General features: G+C 70.9%; 27 protein-coding genes and 2 pseudogenes. 22 read left to right on the forward strand and 7 right to left on the reverse strand.

From position 1 onward, the window contains the following. Nucleotides 1-243: 243 nt before the first annotated feature. Complete coding sequence (locus ACGFRG_RS02790; protein WP_361417485.1) at nucleotides 244-960, forward strand: flavodoxin family protein; 717 nt, start codon at nucleotides 244-246, stop codon at nucleotides 958-960. A gap of 91 nt (nucleotides 961-1,051) precedes the next feature. Beyond that, a complete protein-coding gene (locus ACGFRG_RS02795; RefSeq protein WP_393260652.1) occupies nucleotides 1,052-1,603 on the forward strand; it encodes an FABP family protein in 552 nt (183 codons plus the stop codon). Nucleotides 1,604-1,616: 13 nt separating this feature from the next. Here the strand turns inward: ACGFRG_RS02795 and ACGFRG_RS02800 are convergent, their stop codons facing one another. Continuing rightward, complete coding sequence (locus ACGFRG_RS02800) at nucleotides 1,617-2,879, reverse strand: M20 family metallopeptidase (protein WP_393260828.1); 1,263 nt, start codon at nucleotides 2,877-2,879, stop codon at nucleotides 1,617-1,619. A gap of 253 nt (nucleotides 2,880-3,132) precedes the next feature. Here ACGFRG_RS02800 and ACGFRG_RS02805 point away from each other — a divergent pair, with 253 nt between their 5' ends. The 4 genes from ACGFRG_RS02805 to ACGFRG_RS02820 all read left to right on the forward strand — a co-directional run bounded on the left by ACGFRG_RS02805 (nucleotide 3,133) and on the right by ACGFRG_RS02820 (nucleotide 8,706). Further along, the gene (locus tag ACGFRG_RS02805; RefSeq protein WP_393260655.1) at nucleotides 3,133-3,837 is read left to right on the forward strand and encodes a hypothetical protein; all 705 of its coding nucleotides are present in this window, start codon (nucleotides 3,133-3,135) and stop codon (nucleotides 3,835-3,837) included. A 184-nt stretch (nucleotides 3,838-4,021) separates the two neighbouring features. Further along, on the forward strand, nucleotides 4,022-6,397 hold the full coding sequence (locus ACGFRG_RS02810; protein WP_393260657.1) for an ATP-binding cassette domain-containing protein: 2,376 nt from the start codon (nucleotides 4,022-4,024) through the stop codon (nucleotides 6,395-6,397). Between the two features lie 95 nt (nucleotides 6,398-6,492). Beyond that, on the forward strand, nucleotides 6,493-7,497 hold the full coding sequence (locus ACGFRG_RS02815) for a Rieske 2Fe-2S domain-containing protein (RefSeq protein WP_393260660.1): 1,005 nt from the start codon (nucleotides 6,493-6,495) through the stop codon (nucleotides 7,495-7,497). A gap of 168 nt (nucleotides 7,498-7,665) precedes the next feature. Next, on the forward strand, nucleotides 7,666-8,706 hold the full coding sequence (locus tag ACGFRG_RS02820) for a glycosyl hydrolase family 18 protein (protein ID WP_393260662.1): 1,041 nt from the start codon (nucleotides 7,666-7,668) through the stop codon (nucleotides 8,704-8,706). A 44-nt stretch (nucleotides 8,707-8,750) separates the two neighbouring features. Here the strand turns inward: ACGFRG_RS02820 and ACGFRG_RS02825 are convergent, their stop codons facing one another. The 3 genes from ACGFRG_RS02825 to ACGFRG_RS02835 form a co-directional block, all read right to left on the reverse strand. Next, entirely contained in the window at nucleotides 8,751-9,566 is an 816-nt protein-coding gene (locus ACGFRG_RS02825; RefSeq protein WP_393260665.1) for an alpha/beta fold hydrolase, read from the reverse strand. Nucleotides 9,567-9,747: 181 nt separating this feature from the next. Further along, entirely contained in the window at nucleotides 9,748-10,095 is a 348-nt protein-coding gene (locus tag ACGFRG_RS02830) for a PRC-barrel domain containing protein (protein ID WP_393260831.1), read from the reverse strand. Nucleotides 10,096-10,179: 84 nt separating this feature from the next. Further along, on the reverse strand, nucleotides 10,180-10,494 hold the full coding sequence (locus ACGFRG_RS02835) for a small hydrophobic protein (protein ID WP_361417509.1): 315 nt from the start codon (nucleotides 10,492-10,494) through the stop codon (nucleotides 10,180-10,182). Between the two features lie 199 nt (nucleotides 10,495-10,693). Here ACGFRG_RS02835 and gvpO point away from each other — a divergent pair. The 12 genes and pseudogenes from gvpO to ACGFRG_RS02895 form a co-directional block, all read left to right on the forward strand. Beyond that, nucleotides 10,694-10,846, forward strand: a pseudogene (gvpO, locus tag ACGFRG_RS02840) (gas vesicle protein GvpO); the annotation flags it as partial. Between the two features lie 85 nt (nucleotides 10,847-10,931). Continuing rightward, nucleotides 10,932-11,360 (forward strand): gas vesicle structural protein GvpA, encoded by a 429-nt coding sequence (locus tag ACGFRG_RS02845; protein ID WP_393260668.1) that lies wholly within the window; start codon nucleotides 10,932-10,934, stop codon nucleotides 11,358-11,360. Beyond that, nucleotides 11,357-12,073, forward strand: coding sequence for a GvpL/GvpF family gas vesicle protein (locus tag ACGFRG_RS02850; protein ID WP_361417512.1), 717 nt, complete (start codon nucleotides 11,357-11,359; stop codon nucleotides 12,071-12,073). Before ACGFRG_RS02845 ends, ACGFRG_RS02850 begins: the two co-directional genes overlap by 4 nt. Before the next feature lie 48 nt (nucleotides 12,074-12,121). Next, nucleotides 12,122-12,361: a gas vesicle protein GvpG gene (locus ACGFRG_RS02855; RefSeq protein WP_393260671.1), complete on the forward strand. Its 240-nt coding sequence runs from the start codon at nucleotides 12,122-12,124 to the stop codon at nucleotides 12,359-12,361. After that, nucleotides 12,361-12,720 (forward strand): gas vesicle protein, encoded by a 360-nt coding sequence (locus ACGFRG_RS02860; RefSeq protein WP_393260674.1) that lies wholly within the window; start codon nucleotides 12,361-12,363, stop codon nucleotides 12,718-12,720. The genes ACGFRG_RS02855 and ACGFRG_RS02860 overlap by 1 nt, the downstream gene beginning before the upstream one ends. Next, nucleotides 12,710-13,507: a GvpL/GvpF family gas vesicle protein gene (locus ACGFRG_RS02865; protein WP_393260676.1), complete on the forward strand. Its 798-nt coding sequence runs from the start codon at nucleotides 12,710-12,712 to the stop codon at nucleotides 13,505-13,507. The genes ACGFRG_RS02860 and ACGFRG_RS02865 overlap by 11 nt, the downstream gene beginning before the upstream one ends. Continuing rightward, nucleotides 13,504-13,695 (forward strand): annotated as a pseudogene (locus ACGFRG_RS02870) (gas vesicle protein); the annotation flags it as partial. The gene ACGFRG_RS02865 and the pseudogene ACGFRG_RS02870, both read left to right, overlap by 4 nt. Nucleotides 13,696-13,754: 59 nt before the next feature. Then, on the forward strand, nucleotides 13,755-14,111 hold the full coding sequence (locus ACGFRG_RS02875) for a gas vesicle protein K (RefSeq protein ID WP_393260678.1): 357 nt from the start codon (nucleotides 13,755-13,757) through the stop codon (nucleotides 14,109-14,111). Nucleotides 14,112-14,236: 125 nt separating this feature from the next. Beyond that, complete coding sequence (locus ACGFRG_RS02880) at nucleotides 14,237-15,193, forward strand: ABC transporter ATP-binding protein (protein ID WP_393260679.1); 957 nt, start codon at nucleotides 14,237-14,239, stop codon at nucleotides 15,191-15,193. Further along, complete coding sequence (locus ACGFRG_RS02885; RefSeq protein WP_393260682.1) at nucleotides 15,190-16,038, forward strand: ABC transporter permease; 849 nt, start codon at nucleotides 15,190-15,192, stop codon at nucleotides 16,036-16,038. Before ACGFRG_RS02880 ends, ACGFRG_RS02885 begins: the two co-directional genes overlap by 4 nt. Nucleotides 16,039-16,240: 202 nt before the next feature. After that, nucleotides 16,241-17,551: a sensor histidine kinase gene (locus ACGFRG_RS02890; protein ID WP_393260685.1), complete on the forward strand. Its 1,311-nt coding sequence runs from the start codon at nucleotides 16,241-16,243 to the stop codon at nucleotides 17,549-17,551. Continuing rightward, nucleotides 17,548-18,225 carry a response regulator transcription factor gene (locus ACGFRG_RS02895; protein ID WP_361417536.1) on the forward strand — a complete coding sequence of 226 codons (678 nt, stop codon included), beginning with the start codon at nucleotides 17,548-17,550 and terminating at the stop codon, nucleotides 18,223-18,225. The genes ACGFRG_RS02890 and ACGFRG_RS02895 overlap by 4 nt, the downstream gene beginning before the upstream one ends. A gap of 33 nt (nucleotides 18,226-18,258) precedes the next feature. Here the strand turns inward: ACGFRG_RS02895 and ACGFRG_RS02900 are convergent, their stop codons facing one another. Further along, nucleotides 18,259-18,759, reverse strand: a complete 501-nt coding sequence (locus ACGFRG_RS02900) for an FBP domain-containing protein (RefSeq protein ID WP_393260687.1) — start codon at nucleotides 18,757-18,759, stop codon at nucleotides 18,259-18,261. 76 nt (nucleotides 18,760-18,835) lie between these two features. On the opposite strand from ACGFRG_RS02900, the gene ACGFRG_RS02905 reads away from it, so the two are divergent. Next, a complete protein-coding gene (locus ACGFRG_RS02905) occupies nucleotides 18,836-19,405 on the forward strand; it encodes a TetR/AcrR family transcriptional regulator (protein WP_393260689.1) in 570 nt (189 codons plus the stop codon). Between the two features lie 97 nt (nucleotides 19,406-19,502). Next, a complete protein-coding gene (locus tag ACGFRG_RS02910; RefSeq protein WP_393260691.1) occupies nucleotides 19,503-20,693 on the forward strand; it encodes a GDSL-type esterase/lipase family protein in 1,191 nt (396 codons plus the stop codon). Nucleotides 20,694-20,774: 81 nt separating this feature from the next. Here the strand turns inward: ACGFRG_RS02910 and ACGFRG_RS02915 are convergent, their stop codons facing one another. Continuing rightward, nucleotides 20,775-21,191 (reverse strand): arsenate reductase ArsC, encoded by a 417-nt coding sequence (locus ACGFRG_RS02915; protein WP_361417547.1) that lies wholly within the window; start codon nucleotides 21,189-21,191, stop codon nucleotides 20,775-20,777. Nucleotides 21,192-21,214: 23 nt separating this feature from the next. Continuing rightward, nucleotides 21,215-21,619, reverse strand: coding sequence for a metalloregulator ArsR/SmtB family transcription factor (locus ACGFRG_RS02920; protein ID WP_361417550.1), 405 nt, complete (start codon nucleotides 21,617-21,619; stop codon nucleotides 21,215-21,217). Nucleotides 21,620-21,736: 117 nt separating this feature from the next. On the opposite strand from ACGFRG_RS02920, the gene arsM reads away from it, so the two are divergent. Together arsM and ACGFRG_RS02930 are read left to right on the forward strand one after the other, a co-directional pair. Next, nucleotides 21,737-22,528, forward strand: coding sequence for an arsenite methyltransferase (gene arsM, locus ACGFRG_RS02925; protein ID WP_393260695.1), 792 nt, complete (start codon nucleotides 21,737-21,739; stop codon nucleotides 22,526-22,528). A gap of 226 nt (nucleotides 22,529-22,754) precedes the next feature. Then, complete coding sequence (locus ACGFRG_RS02930; RefSeq protein ID WP_393260698.1) at nucleotides 22,755-23,018, forward strand: ABC transporter permease; 264 nt, start codon at nucleotides 22,755-22,757, stop codon at nucleotides 23,016-23,018. Nucleotides 23,019-23,040: the final 22 nt, after the last annotated feature.

The raw sequence follows: 23,040 nt of genomic DNA on the forward strand, positions 1-23,040 counted from the left end.
CGTGCCGACGCCTATGGACCGTCGCTCCCGATACAACGATCCAACACCAAGGGAGATATGCATTCTGGTCTCCCCCGACGAGAACGGCGCAAACCACGCGGTGCGACGGGAGGGGCCGACCTGCGGCCGCGGGCCGGAAGTGGCCGGTCGCGCGGCTCACGCGTTCGGCCCCGAAAGGTGGCCCGGCCGCGCCGCCGGGAGCACGCTGGTGTCGTCCTGCGTCCCGCTGCGAGGAGACAGCCGATGTCCGCGACCGCGTACCGCTATGACGAACTGCGCGCCCTGTTCGTCAACTGCACCCTCAAGCGCTCACCCGAGGTGAGCAACACCGAGGGGCTGATCGACAAGAGCCGCCTCGTCATGGAGAAGAACGGGGTGCGGACCGACCTCGTCCGGGCCGTCGACCACGACATCGCGACCGGCGTCTGGCCGGACATGACCGAGCACGGCTGGGCGAGCGACGAGTGGCCGCAGCTGTACGAGAGGGTCATGGCCGCCGACATCCTCGTCCTCTGCGGGCCCATCTGGCTCGGTGACAACAGCTCGGTGATGAAGCAGGTCGTCGAACGGCTCTACGCCTGCTCCAGCATCCTCAACTCCCAGGGCCAGTACGCGTACTACGGCCGGGTCGGCGGCTGTCTCATCACCGGGAACGAGGACGGCGTCAAACACTGCGCCATGAACGTCCTCTACAGCCTCCAGCACCTCGGTTACACCATCCCGCCGCAGGCCGACGCGGGCTGGATCGGTGAGGCGGGCCCGGGGCCGTCCTATCTCGACCCCGGCTCGGGCGGTCCGGAGAACGACTTCACCAACCGCAACACCGCGTTCATGACCTGGAACCTGATGCACCTGGCCGCCCTGCTGAAGCGGGCCGGCGGTATCCCCGCGCACGGCAACCAGCGCTCGGAGTGGGACGCGGGCTGCCGGTTCGACTTTCCCAACCCCGAGCACCGCTGAACACGAAGCCATCCGGGGGAAGACAGCACCCGTGCGCCTAGGCTTCCGTCCGACAAGGGCCCACTCCGCATCAGACCCAGGAGCGCACATCGTGTTCGACGCCGCACCCCCGTACCCGTACCCCGAGAGCGCCGGAGCGGACGAGGCGCCCGCCCCGCACGCACTGCTCGCGCCCGTGCTCGGTCTGCTGGGCAGCTGGCGGGGTCGGGGGCAGGGCGGTTACCCCACGCTCGACCAGGACTTCGCGTATGCGCAGGAAGTCACGTTCAGCCACGACGGCCGGCCGTTCCTGCGCTACGAGGCCCGCGCCTGGCTGCTGGACGCCGACGGTACGCCGCTCAGGCCGTCGGCCCGGGAGAGCGGCTGGTGGCGGCTCCAGCCCGACGGCCGGGTGGAGGCCCTGATCACCCAGCCCACCGGGATCGCGGAGATCGCGGTCGGCCGTGCGACCGGCGCGGCGGTGGACCTCTCCACCCACGAGGTGGCCCTCACGCCCACCGCCAAGGAGGTCAACGCGACTCGCCGCCAGTACACGCTCACCGACGACGCCACCCTCACCTTCGTCCATGACCTCGCGGCCGTCGGTCAGCCGTTGCAGCACCATCTGTCGGCACAGCTGCGCCGGACGGCACCGGCCGGGTAGCCGCGGGCCTCCCTCACCCGTGGGTCCGCCGCGCGATCCAGCCCGCCATCGCCCGTACCCCGACGCCGATCGCGCGCTCGTCCGGGGCGAAGTCGGGATAGTGCGGGAAGCCCGTGGTGATGGGCGCGCCGGGGGCGCGGACGCCGAGGAAGGTGTACGTGCCGGGCAGGCGCTGCAGATAGAGCGCGAAGTCCTCGCCGTTGAAGGGGAAGGCGGCGTGCAGCTCGGTGACCGCTCCCCGGCCGAGCGTGCGGCGCAGATGGTGGGCGACCCGGCGGGCGTCGCCCTCCGGGCAGACCATGGCCGGGAAGGGCTCGGCGGGGAAGCTCGCGCCGCTTCCCGCGTACGACTTGGCCAGACGGCGGATGTCCTCGCGCACCGTCACGTACCGCTCCGGGGGCCAGCAGCGGTACGACACGCTCACCTTGGCGTCCTGCGCCCGCGCGCGGACCGCCACGAACCGGGCCAGCGGCCCGTCGGGCGTCTCGACCTCGGTGACCATCCGCTCCAGGTCGGCGGGCGACTGGGGCGCCGCCACCGTGGCGAGCGCGCTGATCTCGGCGACCAGGCGCCGCGCGGCGGCGGGCGCGTCCGGCCCCGAGAGCGTCACCTCCGCGCGGTCCAGGCCGGGCAGCCCGTACCCCGGTGTCACGGCGAACTGCCCCACCGGGAACGGTCCGCAGTGCAGTGCGTGGATCTCCTGGATCCGCGTGCTCTCCAGCACGCCCGCGTCGATCAGCGCGCGGGCCCCGGCCAGGGCCTCCTCGGCGGGCTGGAACAGGAACACCACGGTTCCGCTCAGCTGCCGCCGCAGCCGGGCCAGGACCTTGGCTACGCCGATGGCCACCGTGGTGTGGATGTCGTGGCCGCAGACGTGGGCCGGTGCGGTGCCACCGCCGACGATGTCCTGGGGCGGCACCGCGTCCATGTCCGCCCGGTACGCGACGGTCCGGCCCGGACGTGCACCGCGCAGGACGCCTACCACGCCGGTGCCGCCCACCCCGGTGGTGACGGTGAGCCCGGCCGCCCGCAGCTCCCGGGCGACGATCGCGGCGGTGCGCCGCTCCTGGCCCGGAGCCTCGGGGTGCAGGTGGATGTCACGCCGCAGCGCGACCAACTCGCCTTCCACACCCGCCAGTTCGCGATCGACCGCGCGTTGCCCCACCGCCCCTCTCCCCCCGTCGGCAGCGGCCTGCCCCGCGGTCCCCCACACGATCGCGGCACCGGTGGCGGCCGCTGTGGCCAGCAGACTGCGACGCCCGAGAGCGTGCTCGATGGGACGGTTCACTGTTCCCCCTCGGTGGTGCTTCAGATGGTTTCCGGGACGCGCACGTCCCGGTGACACCTTCTCCGTACGCGGGTGCCGCCGCCCATCCGACGGACCACCGCCCGGGGGTGGGGATAACCCCCTCGTGCGAGGTGCACTCCCGACAACGGCCCCGGAACCAAACCCTCCAGACATGCACCCGCCAACCCGCTATGGTGAGCGCCGACCTGGCTCAACGGTCCTCAATCGGGGGATGACCTGCATGGACTCAATTCTTTTCAACCTGACGACCGCGGCACTGATGGTGCTGATGTTCAAAAGCGGCGTGGCCCTGATAGGTGAGGGCACGGTCCGCGAGCGGCCGATCCCCTGGGCGGCGGTCGGTGTGACCGTCGTGGCGGTCGGCGCGGTGGTGCTGCAGCAGCTCTGGTCCGGGGCGATGGACGCCCTCGACAGCGATCCGAGCAAGACCGGTTGGTGGCGTGTGGTGACCTCGGTGTTCATGCAGAACGGCGGGCTCCTCGGCGGCGCCTGGAACATCGCCACGCTCGCCGCGACCGCCGCGCTGGCTCAGTGGTTCTGGCGCGGTCCGCTGCTGCTCGCGCTGTTCGCCGCCGGCATCCTGCTGCCCCAGCACATCGACGCGCTGTTCGGCGACACCGCCCCGAGCACCGATCCGCGCAACTTCGCGGGGAGTTCCGGCGCGACGTACTTCCTGGCGGCCACCCTCACGGCGGGCCTCCTGCTCACCAGCAGCGCCACCAAGGAGCGGCTGCTCGCGGTGAGCGTGCCCGTGGCCGGTCTCGCGATGTGGCTGGCCCAGGAGAACGGCCACGGCCTCGTGTCCGTCTACGGTTTCGTCCTCGGCGCCGCGGTGCTGCCGCTCGCCCAGCGGCTGCGCAACCGGCCCGTGGCGGCCGCGGCCGTGCCGGACGACGAGCTCTCGACCACCCGGGCGAACGGGTAGCCGGCCGACGGCAGACGCCGCGGTTCACCTGCGAGAAGCCGACTGCGGTGGCCACCTGCCGCCGCCGGCTTCGCCGTCACCGCCGAGTTGCCGACCCGCCCTGCCCGGCTACAGTTCGACCACATCGACTTCCCCTTCCGGGGCGGCCCGTCCCGCGGGGCCCGCTCCCACAGCTGGAGACACGATGAGCAAGGCCGAGAGCCCCGCGTCACACGCCGCGGACAGCCATGACGGGATCCGCGTGCACGGCGCGCGCGTGAACAACCTCAAGGACGTCAGCGTCGAGATCCCGAAGCGCCGTCTGACGGTGTTCACCGGTGTCTCCGGCTCCGGCAAGAGCTCACTCGTCTTCGACACCATCGCCGCCGAGTCCCAGCGCCTGATCAACGAGACGTACAGCGCCTTCGTACAGGGTTTCATGCCCACCCTGGCACGGCCCGAGGTCGACGTACTCGAAGGGCTGACCACCGCGATCATCGTCGACCAGCAGCGGATGGGGGCGGACCCCCGCTCCACGGTCGGCACGGCCACCGACGCCAACGCGATGCTGCGCATCCTCTTCAGCCGACTCGGCACACCGCACATCGGCCCGCCCAGCGCGTACGCCTTCAACGTCCCCTCGGTCCGCGCCAGCGGCGCGATCACCGTCGAACGCGGAACCCACCAGAAGGCCGTGAAAGCCACCTACAACCGGACCGGCGGTATGTGTCCGCGCTGCGAGGGCCGGGGCACGGTCTCCGACATCGACCTCACCCAGCTGTACGACGACACCAAGTCGCTCGCGGAGGGCGCGATCACCGTGCCGGGTTACACCGGAGGCGGCTGGAACGCCCGGCTCTACGGCGAGTCCGGCTTCGTCGACCCGGACAAGCCGATCCGCAAGTACACCAAGAGGGAACTGCACGACTTCCTGTACCGCGAGCCGACCAGGATGAAGATCGCGGGCATCAACATGACGTACGAGGGGCTGGTCCCCCGGATCCAGAAGTCGATGCTCTCCAAGGACACGGAGGCGCTGCAACCGCACATCCGGGCGTTCGTGGAGCGGGCCGTCACCTTCGCCGTCTGCCCCGACTGCGACGGCACCCGGCTCAGTGAAGGGGCCCGGTCGTCGAAGATCAAGAAGATCAGCATCGCCGACGCCTGCGCGATGCAGATCAGCGATCTGGCCGCGTGGGTGGGCGGCCTCGCCGAGCCCTCGGTGGCCCCGCTGCTCACCGCGCTGCGCCGCACCCTCGACTCGTTCGTCGAGATCGGCCTCGGCTATCTCTCGCTGGACCGCGCGTCGGGCACGCTGTCGGGCGGCGAGGCGCAGCGCGTCAAGATGGTCCGCCACCTCGGCTCCTCCCTCACCGATGTCACCTACGTCTTCGACGAGCCCACCATCGGCCTGCACCCGCACGACATCCAGCGGATGAACGACCTGTTGCTGCGGCTGCGCGACAAGGGCAACACGGTGCTCGTCGTGGAGCACAAGCCGGAGACGATCGCGATCGCGGACCACGTCGTCGACCTCGGGCCCGGCGCGGGTCAGGCGGGCGGCACCGTCTGCTTCGAGGGCACCGTCGACGCGCTGCGCACCGGTGGCACCATCACCGGCCGCCATTTCGACGACCGGGCCGGCGTCAAGGAGACGGTGCGGACACCCACCGGCGTCCTGGCGATCCGCGGCGCGAGCACGCACAACCTCCGGAACGTCGACATCGACATCCCGCTCGGCGTGCTGTGCGTGGTCACCGGTGTGGCGGGCTCCGGCAAGAGCTCGCTCGTGCACGGGTCGATCCCGGCCGGTGCGGGCGTGGTGGCGGTCGACCAACGGCCCATCAAGGGCTCCCGGCGCAGCAACCCGGCGACGTACACCGGACTGCTCGACCCGATCCGCAAGGCGTTCGCGAAGGCCAACGGCGTGAAGCCGGCGCTGTTCAGCGCCAACTCCGAGGGTGCGTGCCCCGTCTGCAACGGCGCCGGTGTCATCTACACCGACCTGGCTGTCATGGCCGGTGTCGCCACCCCGTGCGAGGAGTGCGAGGGGAAGCGGTACCAGGCGTCGGTCCTCGACTACCACCTCGGCGGCCGCGACATCAGCGAGGTGCTGGCGATGTCCGTGACCGAGGCCGAGGACTTCTTCGGCGCGGGCGAGGCGGCCACCCCGGCCGCACACCGCGTCCTCGGCCGCCTCACCGACGTCGGGCTCGGCTACCTCAGCCTCGGCCAGCCGCTCACCACCCTGTCCGGCGGCGAGCGGCAGCGGCTCAAGCTCGCCACCCACATGGCCGACAAGGGCGGCGTCTACGTCCTGGACGAGCCGACCGCCGGCCTCCACCTCGCCGACGTCGAGCAACTGCTCGGCCTGCTCGACCGGCTCGTCGACTCCGGCAAGTCGGTGATCGTCGTCGAGCACCACCAGGCGGTCATGGCACACGCCGACTGGATCATCGACCTCGGCCCGGGCGCGGGCCACGACGGCGGCCGCGTCGTCTACGAGGGCACACCGGCCGACCTCGTCGCGACCCGCGCCACCCTCACGGGCGAGCACCTGGCGGCGTACGTCGGCGCCTGAGCGAAGTCAGTCCGTACGGACGAACGTCCCCACTGCGAGTGGTTTACGGGGTACGCGAGTCCGACACCGCGCCTCCCTGTGCTTCATTGCGGTTCATGACGACGCAAGCGCGGCGCTCCGGCTCGCTCGACCAGGATCCGGAACTGCCTTACCCCGCCGGCTGGTTCTGCCTCGCCCTGTCCCGTGAACTGGCCCGGGGAGCCGTGGTCACCCGCAGATTCATGGGCGAGGACGTCGTCATCTACCGCACCCGGACCGGTACCGCCCACGCCGTGCGCCCCTACTGCCCGCACCTGGGTGCCCACTTGGGTGCCGGGGGCACGGTCGAGGGCGAGTTCCTGGTCTGCCCGTTCCACCGTTTCGCGTTCGCCGCAGACGGGATGTGCGTGCGCACCCCGCAGGGGCCGCCGCCGCGCGCCCGGGTGGCGCACCGTCCCCTGCGCGAACGCAACGGGATGCTCTTCGTCTGGCACGGTCACGACGAGGAGCCGCCCGCCTGGGAGCTGCCCGAGACGCTCGGCGCCCACGCCGCACCCACCGCGTGGTGGGCCACGGACGTGACCACCCATCCGCAGGAGATCATCGAGAACATCACCGACTATCGGCACCTGTCCGCCCTGCACAGACAGTCCCTGCGGGAAGTGGCCCCACCGAGGCCCGACGGTCCGCTCCTGCACTTACGACTGCGTCTGGCGCCGGAACGCTTTCCCCGGGCCGGGGAGCCCTTCGCGGACCAGACCGTACTGCTGGCGGGCCTGGGCGTCCTCTGCACCGAGCTGGCCCTGCCCCGGCTCGGGCTGCTCTTCCACGTATGGAGCCTGCCCACGCCGACCGGACCATGGCGGTCGCGGCTGCGATTCGCCACCGCCTGCACGGTGATCGACCCGAAGCGGCTGCCCGGCACCGGCGTCGCGGCCCTGCGCGCCCCGCTGACCAGAAGCGCGGCCCAGGGCATGCACCGGCTCGCACTCCGGGTCATCAAGAAGGACCTGCCCATCTGGAACCACAAGCGCTACGAACCACGCCCGCGTCTCGCCCCCGGCGACGAGGCCATCGGCCAGTACCGCCGCTGGGCCCGCCAGTTCTACCCGACCGGCTGATCCCGCGGACCTCGCTGACCTCACAGACCTCGCAGTCCTCGCAGTCCTCGCAGTCCTCGCACGCGGCGCGATCGGCGGCGCCCTCCCCGCCAACCGCACCCACCTGTCACTCGTCTGCCCGTCGCGCCGTCACCCGGCGGACCCTCACCGGCCGTCAGGGTCGGCAAGATGAAGACCGCACTCACCGCACTCCTCACGGCCGCCGCGCTCGCCCTGCCGACGGCCGCTCCCCAGCCCGCCGCCCCTCCCCCGGTCGCCCGTACGGTCTCGGCCTGGCTTCCCTGGTGGAACACCGATGTCGCCTACGACGACGCCTTGCGCCACGCCGACCAGCTGCACACCGTCAGCCCCTTCTGGTACACGGCCGCCTCCGGGACCGATGTCAGGGGTGAGACGGGGGCGGGTGACCAGCGGATCATCGACGGTCTGCACGCCAAGGGCATCAAGGTCGTCCCCACCGTCACCGAGGTCCCGGACGCCGTATCGATGGCGGCCCTCATGAACGACCCCGCGCGGCGCACCGAGCACGTCGACGCCCTCATGAAGACCGTCACGAGCCGCTCGTACGACGGACTCGACCTCGACTACGAAGTGATGACCGAGACCGAGGACGCGGCCCTGCGCGAACAGGTCCGCATCGGCTACAACGCCCTGACCGGCGAACTCTGCGCCCGGCTGCACGCGCTGGCCAAACAGTGCGTCATCACCGTGATGCCCCGCACCAGCACCACCGGCCACGCCTACGACTATCCCCACCTCGGCACCGTCGCCGACCGCGTGCGCATCATGGGGTACAACCTCCACAACGCCCTCGACAAGCCCGGCCCGCTGTCCTCCGTCGCCTGGTACGAGGAGTTCCTGACCTACGCCGCGGCCACGGTCCCGCGCGCCAAGCTGGAGGTCGCCCTGCCCGCGTACGGCTGGGACTGGACGGTGGGTTCCACCGCCCGCGCCAAGCACGTCACTTCACAGGAGGCGGAGGTCCTGCGGCGCAGGGTGGGGGCGGAGTACGTCTTCGACACCACCTCGGGCACCCCGCACTTCTCGTACATGGACACCGACCGCAAACGCCACGAGGTCTGGTACCAGGACGCGAACGGCTCGGCCGCGCACCTGGCCGTACTCGCCCGCTTCGGGGTCACGGGCAGCGGCCTGTGGGCCCTGGGGTTCGAGGACACCAGACTGTGGGACACGCTCGCGCGTCGATGAGCCGTCTCCGCCAACCCGGCGGCGCAGACCCGGGCCATGGGCCGTCACTGAGGCAGCCGGGCTCCGCCGCGTGCGAGGAAGGGCAGTACGGCACGCAGGAAGTCCTCCGGGGCCTCGGCGAACGGCGCGTGGCCCGTGGCGAGCGGGTGCCAGGCGGCGTGCGCGATGGCCCGGCGCGCGGCCCGGCCGTCGCGGCCCACCAGCGGGTCCCGGGTGCCCCAGCACAGCAGGGTCGGTGCGGTGATGGCCGAGGCGGCGGCGCGCAGATCGTGCGCGGGCGCGCCGAAGCTGCGCCAGATCGCCGCGGCCGTGGCCAGGGACGCCCGGTCGTGGCGCCGGGCGGCGTCGCGCTCGATCATCCGCGTACGCGACGGTGTACGCACACGCAGATAGCGGCGGGGCAGCCGGCCCGCCAGCAGGCGCATCACGGGCGTGGTCCCGATGAGCCGCATCAGCGGGCCGTTGAACGGGGTGACGAAGGAGAAGCCGCCGCTGTTGACGAGGACGAGCGCGGCCACGCGATCGGGATCCGTGAGGGCGAGGCGTGCGGCGGCATACCCGCCCACGCTGTTACCGATCAGACAGGCGCGCTCCAGACCCAGACCGTCGAGGATCCGCGGCAGGATCGACGCGTACGCCATCGCGGAGATCCGGTCGGCCGCCGGACGGGCGGAGTCACCGTATCCGGGCCAGTCGACGGCATACACCCTGTGCCGTTCGGCGAGAGCGGGGACCACCGCGTCGAAGTCGCGCCGGTCGCCGGGGTTGGCATGCAGCAGGATCACCGGTGTGCCGCTGCCGTGCACGGCCACCGCCACGTCCCCGAGGGCGGTCGGAACCCGCGTGAGGGCGCCGGTCATAGGGGACTCCCGTCGCCTCACGTCGTGTTCCTGAGCATGCGGCGAACGCTAACCAGCCGCCGACCGGGCGGTCAACAGCGAGCGGGGGTGCAGGGGAACGGGGAGGGGCGAGCGCCCCCGGCAAGAACGCTCACCCCTCGGCGCGGACGGACCACGACCGTCCGGCGTCCGCACGCTCGGCTCAGTGGCCCGGCATGCCCGTGTAGTACGTGCCGACGTTCTGGTGGTAGGCCGGGTCATCCAGGTGCTTCTCCTTGTCGAACTCCGGCGCGTTCTTGATCTCTTCCTTGGTCCTGGCCACGTAGATCTTGCGCTCGTCCGGGTCGATCCGGGAGATGACACCGGCCGGGAGCAGCACATGCTTGCCGAAGATCCACATACCGGTGTCGACCACGATGCAGGCCGCGCCTACCGCGTCCGAGTGCTTGTCCACCTTGCCGATGCCGCCGTCGGTGGCTTCCACCTTGAAGCCCGTCAGGTCCGCTCCGGTGGTGAATCCAGCGGTCAGGGCATAGCCCCACATGTCCATGTCGCTCACAGCTATCTCCATTCTCTTCAGGTGTGCTTCTTCGGGCGGGTCTGTCTTCAGCTCTGTCCGAGGTCGTATCGGGCGCTACAGCAGCCCGTTGCCCGGGGCGGCCACGCCGACCAGCCAGATGAGGGCCAGCAACGTGTCGATGGCGCCGAGAACCAGGGCGACCAGTGCGGGCATCGGCTGCGCGCCCCTGCTCCAGCTCCGCCCCATCGCCAGCCAGCCGCACGCGACGGCGACCGGGCCGAGCAGGATGCCGAGGACGAAGAAGCCCGCGATCGCGCAGACCAGTCCGATGATGCCGAGCGTCGCGCGGTCCGGCCCGGTCCGGGGCCACCTGCGGTTCCGTGGCCGGGGGCTCCTGCGCGTACGCATGTTTCCGAGGCCCGTTGTCATCACTGCTCCCTCGGGCGTCGATTCAACTCGCACCCCGGGTACCCGCCTTCGGCCGTCGTACCCACCCGCTTTGTTCGGGCGCCTTCTCCGGGCGGCTTCTCCGGGACCGTGCCACCTCGTGGTTTGGCCCGCCGGGTCGGGGCTACCCGGAGCACTTGAGGTCTGCGTCAAAAGGACATCCGAGTGGCCGCGAGGGGACATGGCGAACGCACCCGAGAACACACCGACGCCGGATCAGGACCTGGAAGTACTGGAACTTGCCCGCGTCCCCGACACGATGAGCCTGCTCGCCTCGTACGAGGTGGACCTCGACCCGCACGGCGAGCTCACGGGCTACCGACGCATACGCCGGTACGAGCGCGGCGTTCGGACCGGCGCCCGTGACACCGCCCTGACACCCGGACCACACAGACCACGGACAAGGAGGGCTGGACACCATGACGGTTGTTCCGGCACAGCAGCGCGGCGGCGGAGGGACCAGTGGTCTCTACGACGTCCTGGAACTCGTCCTCGACCGCGGACTCGTGATCGACGCGTTCATACGTGTCTCCCTGGTCGGCATCGAGATCCTGAAGGTCGACATCCGCGTCGTGGTGGCCAGCGTCGACACTTATCTGCGCTTCGCCGAGGCGTGCAACCGCCTCGACCTGGAAGCCGGTTCGCATCACAGCGCGGGCCTGCCCGACCTGGCCGGCGAGATCACCGAGTCCGGTGCGCGCGGCAAGTCCAAGGGCGCGATCTCCGGCGCTGTGCAGACCGTCACCGACGCCGTCAAGGGAGCCCGCGAGGGCCACGAGGAAGGCGAGCCGGAGTCCAGGCCGCGCGCCCGGCGCACCACGTCCCGCCGGAAGGAAGAGCAGGAATGACCACGTACGTATACGGCATCGCGCGCCGTACGCATGCCCATCTGCCGGAGAGCATGGGCGGGGTCGGCGACCCGCCGCGTCCGGTACGGACCGTCGCCCAGGGTGAGTTGGTGGCTCTGGTGAGCGACGCCCCCGAGGACCTGAAGCCCAAGCGCCGCGATCTGCTCGCGCACCAGAACGTCCTGTCGCAGGCCGGTGCGGGCGGCGCGGTGCTGCCCCTGCGGTTCGGCGGTATCTCTGTGGACGACGAGGCCGTACGGTTCGTGCTGGCCGAACACGAACAGCGCTATCTGGAACGTCTGGAGGCACTGGAGGGCAAGGTCGAGTACAACATCAAGGCCGCCCACGACGAAGCGGCCGTCCTGCACCAGATCCTCGCCGCCAGCCCGGAGCTGCGAGCCATGAGCGAGGCCAACCGCAGGGCCGGGGGCGGCACCTACGACCAGAAGCTGGCGCTCGGCGAGCGCATCGCCGCCGCCGTGCAGCAGCGTGAGGCGCAAGACGCCCGGCTGATCCAGCAGGCTTTGGCACATGCTTCCGAGGACCGGCGCAGCGGGCCGGAGTCCAGCGGCTGGCTGGCGAACCTCTCCTTCCTGGTCGTTCGCGCGAAGGCCGCCGACTTCCTCTCGGCCGTCGACACGTTGCGCAACGAGGCACCCCACCTCCTGCTGAGCGTGAACGGCCCCCTGCCCCCGTACAGCTTCACCGACTGACGACGGAGTGGCGGACTTCGGGTTGAACCAGCGGACGGAGCAAGCAGGTTGGGACTTCTCAAAGAACTGCTGCTGCTTCCCGCGGCTCCGGTGCGCGGCACCTTCTGGGTGCTGGACAAGGTCGTCGCGGAGGCGGAACGGCAGTACTACGACCCCTCGGCCGTCCATCGCGAACTGGCCCGGCTCGAAGAGCTGCTGATGGCCGGAGAGATCGACGAGGCCGAGTTCGACCGCCGCGAGGACGTGCTCCTGGAGCGGCTGCAGACCGGCTATACCTGGAGGCGCTGATGACGACCGCGCGACGGCTCCCCGATCCGTACTCGTCCGACGGCGGTGGCGCCAACCTCGCCGACATCCTCGAACGCGTCCTCGACAAGGGAATCGTCATCGCCGGGGACATTCGTATCAACCTCCTCGACATCGAGCTCCTCACCATCAAACTGCGGCTTGTCATCGCCTCCGTCGACAAGGCGAAGGAGATGGGCATCGACTGGTGGGAGGACGACCCCGCGCTGTCGGTCAGCGCCAAAAGGCGCCAACTCTCCGATGAGAACGAGCAGTTGAAGGCGCACATCGCCGAGCTGGAAGCGGCGCGGGGACGGGAGCCTGCGAGGGAGTCGCACAAGGAGTCACACGATGGGGAGTGATCTGCTGTACGTGTACGCGATCGTGCGACCCTTCGCGGAGCCGCTGCCCGCCGGGGTGTGCGGCCTCGACGGCACACCGCCACGGCTGGTCGAACACCGCGGGCTGTGCGCGGCGGTGAGCCCGGTGCGCGCCGAGGACTTCGACGCGACCCCGCTCCGCGACCATCTGGAGGACCTGGACTGGCTGGCGGCCACCGCCACCACCCATCAGGAGGTGATCGGGGCACTGTTCTCGGTGACCTGCGCGGTGCCGCTCCGGCTCGCCACGGTGTGCCGGGGCGAGGACGGGGTGCGCCGACTGCTCGACTCGGGGCGCGCCGATTTCGTCAGCGCCCTGGAACGCCTTGACGGGCGCGTCGAATGGGGCGTCAAGGTGTACGCGGACACCGGCACGGCACCGGCCGGTGCGCAACCCACCCGTGCGAGGCCGGCCGACGGGCGGGAGTATCTGCGGCGGCGGCTCGTCCAGCGGCGCTCCCGCGAAGAGGTGTGGCGCCGGGCCGACGCGCTCTCGCGCACGCTGCACACCGAGCTCAGCGGGCGGGCCGAGGCGGGTCGGCTGCACCGGCCGCAGAACGCCCGTCTCTCCGGCGAGCCCGGCGAGAACGTCCTCAACGCGGCCTATCTGGTGCCGCGCGAACAGAGCGAGGAGTTCGTCGCGGCGGTCCGGGACCGCGTTCCGGACACCGACGGCGTACGTGTCGAGCTGACCGGCCCGTGGGCGCCCTACTCCTTCGCGGGCGAGGTCGCGGGCGAGGCCGGTCCCGACGCGGAGTGGGAGACATGACGGGCGGCGGCAAGGTCATCGCCCAGCGCGAGGTCGCCCTCGTCGACCTGCTCGACCGGTTGCTCGCGGGCGGCGTGGTCATCACAGGCGACCTCACCTTGCGGATCGCGGACGTGGACCTCGTACGGATCGACCTGAACGCACTGGTGAGTTCGGTGAGCGCCCAGGTCCCCTCCCCCTTCGCGGAGTTCGACGAACCGATCGACGAAGCGATCGCCACACCGATCGACGAGCCGGAGAAGACGGCATGAGCATCGACAGGAGCAACAGTCCTCGGACCGATCGGCGGCGCCGGGTGGAACTCGACCCCGACACCGTGGAACGCGACATCGCCCGGCTCGTCCTGACCGTGGTGGAGCTGCTGCGGCAGCTCATGGAGCGACAGGCCCTGCGGCGGGTCGAGTCGGGCGAGCTGACGGACGACCAGGAGGAGCGCATCGGGCTCACCCTCATGCTGCTCGACGACCGGATGAGCGAGCTGAGGTCGAGGTTCGGGCTGCGCCCGGAAGAACTCAACATCGACCTCGGCCCGCTCGGCCCCCTGCTCCCGAAGGCGATCCAGTACTCGACATCACCGACGCCCCGACTCGGCACCTTCACGTAGTACCGCGGTACTACACGAGCCCGGGAGTTCACTCCCCGGTACCACGGATCTCGGCCGCCGGGATCCTAGCGTCGCCGGTGTAGCGGGCCAGGACGGTCTGGCGCCCGGAGGCGAAGGACAGGACGATGATCGAGGCACACCAGCTGACGAAGCGGTACGGGGAGAAGACGGCGGTCGACCATCTCGACTTCGTCGTACGGCCCGGCACCGTCACCGGCTTCCTGGGGCCCAACGGCGCGGGCAAGTCCACCACGATGCGCCTGATCGTCGGTCTCGACGCCCCGACCAGCGGCTCCGTGACCGTCGGGGGTCGTCGATACGCCCAGCACACCGCGCCGTTGCGGGAGGTGGGCGCGCTGCTTGAGGCCAAGTCCATCCACCCCGGGCGTTCCGCGTACAACCACCTCAACGCGCTCGCGCTCACCCACGGCATTCCGCGGCGCCGGGTCGACGAGGTCATCGAGCTGGCCGGTCTGGGCAGTGTGGCCAAGAAGCGGGCGGGGGCGTTCTCGCTCGGCATGGGCCAGCGGCTCGGCATCGCGGCGGCGCTGCTCGGCGATCCGCAGACGATCATGCTGGACGAGCCGGTCAACGGTCTCGACCCCGAGGGCGTGCTCTGGATACGCAACCTCCTCACCCAGCTCGCGGGCGAGGGCCGTACGGTCTTCGTCTCCTCCCACCTGATGACGGAAGTGGCCCTGGTGGCGGACCACTTGATCATCGTGGGGCGCGGGCGGCTGCTCGCGGACACCACGGTGAACGATCTGATCCGCGAGGTCGGGGGCGACACCGTGAAGGTGGCCAGCGCCGATCCGGCCCGGCTGCGGGAGGTGCTGGCCGGTCCCGGGGTCGAGATCACGGGTCACGCCGGCTCCGAGGAATTGCACGTGACGGGGCTTTCGGCGCGCGAGATCGGGCTGACGGCGGCCGAGCACTCGATCGCGCTCTTCGAGCTGAGCGCGCGCACGGTGTCGCTGGAAGAGGCCTTCATGGACCTGACCAGGGACGCCGTCGAGTACCACGGCTCCACCACCGTCGCCGCCGACGCCGCCGACGCCGAGACCCCCGGGAGGGCGGCATGAGCACCATCACCGCGACCGAGACAACCGCCCCCGCGCCCGCGCCCGCCGCGCGTCCTGACTACAAGGTGACCGGGCCCCGGGTGCTGCGCTCGGAGTGGGCCAAGCTGTGGTCGCTGCGCTCCACGTGGATCACGCTCGGTCTGGGCCTGCTGTTCCTGGTGGCCTTCGGGCTCATCGCGGCGGCGCAGTACAAGTCCCACTACGACTCCGGCCGGCCCATGGACCGGGACTGGGCGGACTCCACCGCCGTCAGCCTCTCCCTGTTCGGTACGAACTTCGCTCAGCTGGCGCTGGGGGTGCTGGGCGTGCTGGTCACGGCGGGTGAGTACTCCACCGGCATGATCCGCTCCACGCTGGCCGCGGTCCCGCGCCGGCTGCCCGTGCTGTGGTCCAAGTCGGCGGTGTTCGGCCTGGTCGCACTCGTGCTCGGCACGGTCGGTTCGTTCATCACGTTCCTGTTCGCCAGCAAGATCGCCGCGGACACACCCGCCGCCATGACGATGTCGCACGCGGGCGTGGTGCGCAGCCTGCTGGGCGCGGGCCTCTACCTCGGCCTGGTCGGGGTGATCGGCGCCGCCCTCGGCGCGCTGCTGCGCTCCGTGGCGGGCGGTATCTCGGTACTGGTCGCCACGCTGATGCTGGTCCCAGGGCTGATGTCGCTGCTGCCGAGCTCTTGGAAGGACGACATCACCCGGTATCTGCCCAGCAAGGCGGGCGAGTCGATGTTCGCCCTGACCCATGACAGCACCGCCCTGTCGCCCACGGCCGGACTCGCCGTCTTCCTCGGCTGGACCGTACTGGCGCTGGCGGGGGCGGCGTACCGGCTGGTGCGCAGCGACGCGTGACGCCCGTGGGCGCCTGACACTCACGGGTACACGTGACACTCTCGGGTACGTCTGAGGCCCGTGGACACCCGGCGCTCAGGTACGGCGCGTATCCTCCGCTGTCGGTGCGGCACCCGGCCCGCCCGGGTACCGCACCGACGTACCTCGCCCCCGCTGTGCCCGATGAACAGCTGTGCCTGACGGACAGGTGACACCCGAGACCATGACCACGACCGCGACCATGACCGGGACCGTGAACACCGACGACACCGCCGGAATGAGCCCCCTGGTCGCCCGGCTGGCCCAGGCCGGCCAGCGGCTGCGGCAGGCGGACCGCGCGCGTCCGCGGGTGCTGGACACGGCCGTCGTGGTGGCGATCCTCCTGTTGTTCTGTCTGCCGGATCTGCTGGGCGGGGACGATCACGATCGGCACGACATCGCCCTGAAGTTCACCCGCCCGCCGGTCGCCGGGATGCTGGCGCTCCAGGCCGGACTGGTGCTGCCGCTGCTGTGGCGGCGCCGGAAGCCGTCCATGGCGTTCGCCGTCATCGCGGCGGTCTTTCTGCTCCAGTGGTCCCTCGGGGTGGCGCTGCGCGCCGATGTCGCGTGGCTGGTCGCCCTGTACAGCCTCACCCTGCACGGGGAGCTGCGGCGGCTGCCCTGGGCCTGCGCCGCCATGGCCGGCGGCCTCGCGCTGGTCGCGGTGGGCGTCTCCTCCGTGGTGTCGGTCTGGGACGCGCTGTTCTTCCTCTTCAGCACCGCGATCGCGGCCGTCGCCGTAGGGCTCGCGGTACGGATCCGACGGGCCCAGCTCGCCGGTCTGCGCGAGCGCGCGGCACGCCTGGAGATCGAACGCGACCAGCGCAGCAGACTGGCCACAGCCACCGAACGCACCCGGGTCGCCCGCGAGATGCACGACATCGTCGGCCACAACCTCGCCGTCATGGTCACCCTCGCCGACGCGGGGACGTACGCCTCGGACATCGCGCCCGACCGCAGCAAGGAAGCGCTCCGGCTCATCGGCGACACCGGCCGTCAGGCGCTGGGCGAGCTGCGCCGGATGCTCGGGGTCCTGCGCGAGGAGGCCGACGCCCCCGCGTTCCGCCCCCAGCCGGGCATCAGCGACATCGACGCACTGTGCAACCGTATCCGCGCGGCCGGACCGGACATCGCGTACCGCACCGGCGGCGACGTCGAAGCCCTGGACAGCGGTGTGCAGTTGACGGTGTACCGGATCGTCCAGGAAGCACTCACCAACAGCCTCAAGCACGCCGGCGCCGACACCCGGATCCGCCTCGCGGTCACCAAGGAGGGCACGCGGCTGCGCATCCGGGTCCAGGACACCGGGCCGCCCGGAGGTCCTGCGCGGGCCGGTTCACCGCACGAGGAGGGGCACGGTCTGGTGGGCATGCGTGAACGTGCGGCACTCTACGGCGGCAGCGTCCTCGCGGGCCCCGGTCCCGGCGCGGGCTGGACCGTACAGGCGACCCTCGATCTCGCACCGCTCCCCGCGGCCGAAGGCGGCACTCCATGACCACCGTGCTCCTCGTGGACGACCAGCCACTGCAACGCTTCGGCTTCCGCATGCTCCTGGAGAGCGTCCCGGACACCGACGTGGTCGGCGAGGCCGCGCACGGTGCCGAGGCCGTGCGCAAGGCGGCCGAGCTGCGCCCCGACGTGGTCCTCATGGACGTGCGCATGCCCGGCATGGACGGCATCGAGGCCACCCGCCGCATCATCGCCTCGGGCGGCCGCTCCCATGTGCTGGTCCTGACGACGTTCGACCTCGACGAGTACGCGCACGCCGCGCTGCGCGCCGGGGCCAGCGGGTTCCTGCTCAAGGACGCGCGGCCGGAGGAACTGCTGTCCGGCATCCGTGCCGTGGCCGCCGGAGACGCGGTCATCGCCCCCGCCCTCACCCGGCGCCTCCTCGACACCTACGCCCACCACCTGCCGCGCCACGCACCGGGCCCGGACCCGCACACGGACCCGCGCCTTCGCTCCCTCACCGACCGCGAGCGCGAGATCCTGGTGGCCATCGGGCAGGGCTGGAGCAACGGCGAGATCGCCGCGCGGCTCGTTCTGTCCGAGTCCACCGTCAAGACGCACGTGGGCCGCGTCCTGGCGAAGATCGGCGCACGCGACCGGGTACAGGCGGTGATCTTCGCGTACGACCTGGGGCTGGCGCGTCCTAACCCGATGGACTGATCGCCGAGCCGCGTCGTCTGCGTGCCCCCGTGATCACACGGTCGCCGTCACCTTGGCGATGAACGCGGCGACGTTCGCGACGGTCCGCTGGATCTTCTCCTCCGGGGTCAGCGACTCCTGGAGACGTCCGCCGACGCCCGCGTCCTTCTTGCCCCGTACGTACAACGAGCAGGCCAGGTCGCTGCATATGTAGGCGCCGACCGAGTTGCCCTGCTGCCCGGCCTTGCCCGCCTTCGGCGCGACCATCAGGCAGACGCCGCCGGTGTGGGTGGTCAGACACATCGAGCACATGCTGCGGCGCGTCTGCGTGGCGGCCGGGCTGGGGCACCGCAGCGCGAGGCCCTGCGGGCGGCCGTCGGCCGACTCGATGACGAGGTACGCGCGGTCGGGGGCCTGGGGGTCGCGCCAGCCCAGGAAGTCCAGGTCGTCCCAGGGCTGGTCGGCCAGGTCGCGCGGCACGGACAGGCGCCTGGCCTCGCCCTTGGTGCAGTTCAGGAACGCGGTACGGATCTCTTGCTCGGTCAGTGCCTTCATAAACGTCACGCTAGTTTGCCTAAAAGCTTTAGGCAAACGCATAATAGGTTCTGTCGAACGAGAGGACGGTTATGGCATGGCACGGGTAGGACTGACCACGGAGCGCCTGACCCGGGCGGGGGCGGAACTGGCCGACGAGGTCGGGTTCGACCAGGTGACCGTCTCGGCGCTGGCCAGAAGGTTCGACGTCAAGGTCGCGAGCCTCTACTCGCACGTGCGGAACTCCCAGGACCTCAAGACCAAGATCGCGCTGCTGGCCCTGGAGGAGATGGCCGACCGGGCCTCCGACGCCCTCGCGGGCCGGGCGGGCAAGGACGCCCTGACCGCCCTCGCGAACGTCTACCGCGACTACGCCCGCGAGCATCCGGGCCGCTACGCCGCGTCCCAGCTCAGGCTGGACCCGGAGGCGGCCGCCGCCAGCGCGGGCGTACGGCACGCACAGATGACGCGGGCGATCCTGCGCGGCTACGACCTGCCGGAGCCGGACCAGACCCACGCGGTCCGACTGCTCGGCAGCACCTTCCACGGCTACGTCAGCCTGGAGCTGGGCGGCGGGTTCAGCCACAGCGCGCCCGACACCCAGCAGACCTGGACGCGGATCCTGGACGCCCTGGACGCGCTGCTGCGCAACTGGCCGACGGCGTGAGGACGGGGCGATTTCCGCCGTACGAACCCACTGACGCAGCCAGCGCCGAGCCCGGCCGGAAGCCCCTCCGAAAGCTACTGATGAACAGGCCGAGACCATGCACGCCACCTCGCACACACTGACCACGACACCCATCACCGCGGACATCCTGCGCGGCGCCCTCGACCTGGAACGCACCGAGCACGGGATACTCCCGCACCGGCTGCCCGCCCGGGCCCGCGCCCAGTGCGCCGACGGACAGCTGGCCATGGCGGAGTCCCAACCCTCCGGCGTACGGCTGGCGTTCCGGACCCGGGCCACCGCGGTCGAGCTGGACACGTTGCCCACCAAGCGGGTCTACGTGGGCGCCCCGCCACGCCCGGACGGTGTGTACGACCTGCTCGTAGACGGCGAGTTGACCGACCAGAGCCACGCCACCGGCGGCAACACCCTCACCATCGACATGGCCAAGGGGACCGCCGAGACCCGCCCCGGCCCGACGGCCACCCTCCGCTTCACCGGTCTGCCCGACCACGTCAAGCACGTCGAGATCTGGCTGCCGCACAACGAGACCACCGAGCTCGTCGCCCTGCGCACCGACGCCCCCGTCGAGCCCGTACCCGGCCGGGGCCGCAAAGTGTGGCTCCATCACGGCAGTTCGATCAGCCACGGCTCCGACGCGGCAAGCCCCTCCACCACTTGGCCCGCTCTCGCGGCGTCGCTCGGCGGCGTGGAGCTGATCAACCTGGGCTTCGGCGGCAGCGCGCTGCTCGACCCGTTCACCGCCCGCGCGCTGCGGGACACCCCCGCCGACCTGATCAGCGTGAAGATCGGCCTCAACCTGGTCAACACCGACGTGATGCGGCTGCGCGCCTTCACCCCCGCCGTCCACGGCTTCCTCGACACCATCCGCGAGGGCCACCCCACCGCACCGCTGCTGGTCGTCTCGCCCATCCTGTGCCCCATCCACGAGGACACCCCCGGCCCCAGCGCCTTCGATGTCACCACGCTCGGCACCGGACGACTCCAGTTCACGGCGACGGGCGATCCGGCGGACCGCGCGAACGGAAAGCTGACCCTGAACGTCATCCGCGACGAGCTGGCCCGGATCGTGCGGCAGCGCGAGGCGGACGACCCGAACCTTTACTACCTCGACGGCCGAGACCTCTACGGCGAGCCCGACACCACCGACCTCCCCCTCCCCGACCAGCTCCACCCGGACGCAGCCACTCACCGTCGCATGGGTGAGCGCTTCAGCCAACTCGCCTTCAGGGACGGCCCGTTCGGGGAGGCAGAAGGGCAAGTATGACGTCGATCCGCCCGCCATGGTCAGGAGGAGCGAGGCGCGTCGCCGGCGTGGGCTGTCGATCGACCTCACGTGTGAAGGTGATCAGCTGCCCGGGGAGAGCAGTTCGCCGAGCAGACCTCGTACGCGACGCTGAATCTCGTCACGGATCGGGCGGACGGCCTCGACGCCCTGTCCTGCGGGGTCCGCGAGCTTCCAGTCGAGATATCGCTTGCCGGGGAACACAGGGCAGGCGTCACCGCACCCCATGGTGATCACCACGTCGGAGGCCTGCACGGCCTCACCCGTGAGGAGCTTCGGGGTTTGTGCGGCGATGTCGATGCCGAGCTCGGCCATCGCCTCGACGACCGCCGGGTTGACGTGGTCGGCGGGCGCGGACCCGGCCGAGCGGACCTCGACGCGGTCGCCCGCGAGGTGGGCGAGAAACGCTGCGGCCATCTGGGAGCGGCCGGCGTTGTGGACACAGACGAACAGGACGGACGGCAGGGCGGTGTCAGACATCGGCGGGGCTTCCTGTGCGGCGCTCATGCGGTGGTCCCGGCAGAGGTGGGCACGGGCTCACCGGCGGGGCGGGAGAGGATGCTCGCGAGTCGGTCCGTCGTCTCGGGCAGGAGCCAGTAGTAGACCCAGGTTCCACGACGCTCGCAGTCGATGAGCCCGGCCTGACGAAGCAGCTTGAGGTGATGCGAGATCGTCGGCTGCGACAGATCGAACGCGGGCGTGAGGTCGCAGACGCACACCTCGCCACCGTCCCGCGAGGCGATCATCGACAGCAGCCGCAGCCGCACGGGGTCGCCCAGGGCCTTGAACACCTTGGCCAGGTCGACGGCCCGGTCCTCGTCCAGAGGCGTGGTCAGCAGCCCTGGGCAGCACCCATCGGCCGCGTCGCCGCCCTCCTGGCCGAGCACCACAAGCTCTTGTTTCGACATGTCTCTATGTTGACGAACTTCTATACAGGGCGCAAGCTTGCATAAAGGTTGCATCGAGATACGTCGAAACAAGCTGACCCAGGCCCCGCCGAGCCCCGCCGTCGAGGAGTGAGCCTCATGAGCGACCAGTCCACCCATCCGCGCGAGACCGTCCGTCAGCGGTACGCCGCAGCGGCCACCCAGGTCAGCGAGGGCGGCACCGCCTGTTGCGGCCCGCAGGGCATCGGGATCGACGACAGCTTCGGCTCCGCCCTGTACGAGGCCGACGAGCGCGAAGGGCTGCCTGCCGACGCCGTCGCCGCATCCCTCGGCTGCGGGAACCCGACCGCCGTCGCCGACCTTCAGGAGGGCGAGCGGGTCCTCGACCTCGGCTCGGGCGGCGGCATCGACGTGCTGCTGTCGGCGCGGCGGGTCGGACCGACGGGCAAGGCGTACGGGCTCGACATGACCGAGGAGATGCTGGCCCTGGCGCTGGCGAACCAGAAGAAGGCCGGCGCGACGAACGTCGAATTCCTCAAGGGCACCATCGAGGCCATCCCGCTCCCCGCGCACACGATCGACGTCGTGATCTCCAACTGCGTCGTCAACCTGTCCACCGACAAGCCCGCCGTCTTCGCCGAGACCTTCCGCGTCCTGGCCCCCGGCGGCCGGATCGGCCTGTCGGACGTCGTCGCCGACGACGCCCTCGCCCCCGCCAAGCGGGCCGAACGCGGCGACTACGTCGGCTGTGTCGCGGGGGCGCTCTCCTTCGCCGAGTACCGGCGGGGCCTGGAGTCCGCCGGATTCACCGCCATCGAGATCACCCCGACCCATTCGGTCGCCGACGGCATGTACTCGGCCATCATCCGGGCCTCCAAGCCTGCCGTGGAGACGCACAGGCGCGTGGCCGGGCCCACGGTTGGCACTTGACCCAGGTCTTTGCCGCGCGGAGACTGGTATACGAAGTATGCGTGCCTTGTAGATATACGTCGGAAAACGTCGGGTTCCCGCCCGTTCGCTGCCGCCGCCCGGCTGAGTGGACGCGGACAGCGGGTGCGGGCGTGGATACGAGCCCCGACCCCGTACGCCGCGCCGGCGCCCCGCGTGGGCGGTGCGTCGGCGCGGTCACCGCACTCCCCCGAAGGGAGGCCGCGAGATGCCCTTCCACACCGACCGAACCATCCGTACACGCTTCTGGCTGGAGATCGTCCTGGGGAGCCTTTCCGGGGCGCTGCTGCTGGTCACGCTCATCTGGCGGGACTGGATCGAGCTGCTTGTGGGTGTCGATCCGGACGCCGGCAGCGGAGCCGTCGAGTGGCTCATCGTGGCCGCGACGGCCCTGGTCACCGTCCTCTGCGCGCTCGGCGCGAGGACCGAATGGCGCAGAACCCACCCGGTCACCGCACACGCCCTGCGGTAGCGGTACCGGGCTTGAGGCGAGA

Origin of the sequence: Streptomyces sp. NPDC048696 (genome assembly GCF_043198895.1) — a bacterium.
Classification (GTDB): Bacteria; Actinomycetota; Actinomycetes; order Streptomycetales; family Streptomycetaceae; genus Streptomyces.

Bases quoted from the DNA above. Each gene is read 5' to 3' on its own strand.
- ACGFRG_RS02790 (WP_361417485.1), top strand. From the start codon at position 244: ATGTCCGCGACCGCGTACCGCTATGACGAACTGCGCGCCCTGTTCGTC.
- ACGFRG_RS02805 (WP_393260655.1), top strand. From the start codon at position 3,133: ATGGACTCAATTCTTTTCAACCTGACGACCGCGGCACTGATGGTGCTG.
- ACGFRG_RS02810 (WP_393260657.1), top strand. From the start codon at position 4,022: ATGAGCAAGGCCGAGAGCCCCGCGTCACACGCCGCGGACAGCCATGAC.
- ACGFRG_RS02815 (WP_393260660.1), top strand. From the start codon at position 6,493: ATGACGACGCAAGCGCGGCGCTCCGGCTCGCTCGACCAGGATCCGGAA.
- ACGFRG_RS02820 (WP_393260662.1), top strand. From the start codon at position 7,666: ATGAAGACCGCACTCACCGCACTCCTCACGGCCGCCGCGCTCGCCCTG.
- ACGFRG_RS02825 (WP_393260665.1), bottom strand. From the start codon at position 9,566: ATGACCGGCGCCCTCACGCGGGTTCCGACCGCCCTCGGGGACGTGGCG.
- ACGFRG_RS02830 (WP_393260831.1), bottom strand. From the start codon at position 10,095: ATGGACATGTGGGGCTATGCCCTGACCGCTGGATTCACCACCGGAGCG.
- ACGFRG_RS02835 (WP_361417509.1), bottom strand. From the start codon at position 10,494: ATGACAACGGGCCTCGGAAACATGCGTACGCGCAGGAGCCCCCGGCCA.
- ACGFRG_RS02845 (WP_393260668.1), top strand. From the start codon at position 10,932: ATGACGGTTGTTCCGGCACAGCAGCGCGGCGGCGGAGGGACCAGTGGT.
- ACGFRG_RS02850 (WP_361417512.1), top strand. From the start codon at position 11,357: ATGACCACGTACGTATACGGCATCGCGCGCCGTACGCATGCCCATCTG.
- ACGFRG_RS02860 (WP_393260674.1), top strand. From the start codon at position 12,361: ATGACGACCGCGCGACGGCTCCCCGATCCGTACTCGTCCGACGGCGGT.
- ACGFRG_RS02865 (WP_393260676.1), top strand. From the start codon at position 12,710: ATGGGGAGTGATCTGCTGTACGTGTACGCGATCGTGCGACCCTTCGCG.
- ACGFRG_RS02875 (WP_393260678.1), top strand. From the start codon at position 13,755: ATGAGCATCGACAGGAGCAACAGTCCTCGGACCGATCGGCGGCGCCGG.
- ACGFRG_RS02880 (WP_393260679.1), top strand. From the start codon at position 14,237: ATGATCGAGGCACACCAGCTGACGAAGCGGTACGGGGAGAAGACGGCG.
- ACGFRG_RS02885 (WP_393260682.1), top strand. From the start codon at position 15,190: ATGAGCACCATCACCGCGACCGAGACAACCGCCCCCGCGCCCGCGCCC.
- ACGFRG_RS02890 (WP_393260685.1), top strand. From the start codon at position 16,241: ATGACCACGACCGCGACCATGACCGGGACCGTGAACACCGACGACACC.
- ACGFRG_RS02895 (WP_361417536.1), top strand. From the start codon at position 17,548: ATGACCACCGTGCTCCTCGTGGACGACCAGCCACTGCAACGCTTCGGC.
- ACGFRG_RS02900 (WP_393260687.1), bottom strand. From the start codon at position 18,759: ATGAAGGCACTGACCGAGCAAGAGATCCGTACCGCGTTCCTGAACTGC.
- ACGFRG_RS02905 (WP_393260689.1), top strand. From the start codon at position 18,836: ATGGCACGGGTAGGACTGACCACGGAGCGCCTGACCCGGGCGGGGGCG.
- ACGFRG_RS02910 (WP_393260691.1), top strand. From the start codon at position 19,503: ATGCACGCCACCTCGCACACACTGACCACGACACCCATCACCGCGGAC.
- ACGFRG_RS02915 (WP_361417547.1), bottom strand. From the start codon at position 21,191: ATGTCTGACACCGCCCTGCCGTCCGTCCTGTTCGTCTGTGTCCACAAC.
- ACGFRG_RS02920 (WP_361417550.1), bottom strand. From the start codon at position 21,619: ATGTCGAAACAAGAGCTTGTGGTGCTCGGCCAGGAGGGCGGCGACGCG.
- arsM (WP_393260695.1), top strand. From the start codon at position 21,737: ATGAGCGACCAGTCCACCCATCCGCGCGAGACCGTCCGTCAGCGGTAC.
- ACGFRG_RS02930 (WP_393260698.1), top strand. From the start codon at position 22,755: ATGCCCTTCCACACCGACCGAACCATCCGTACACGCTTCTGGCTGGAG.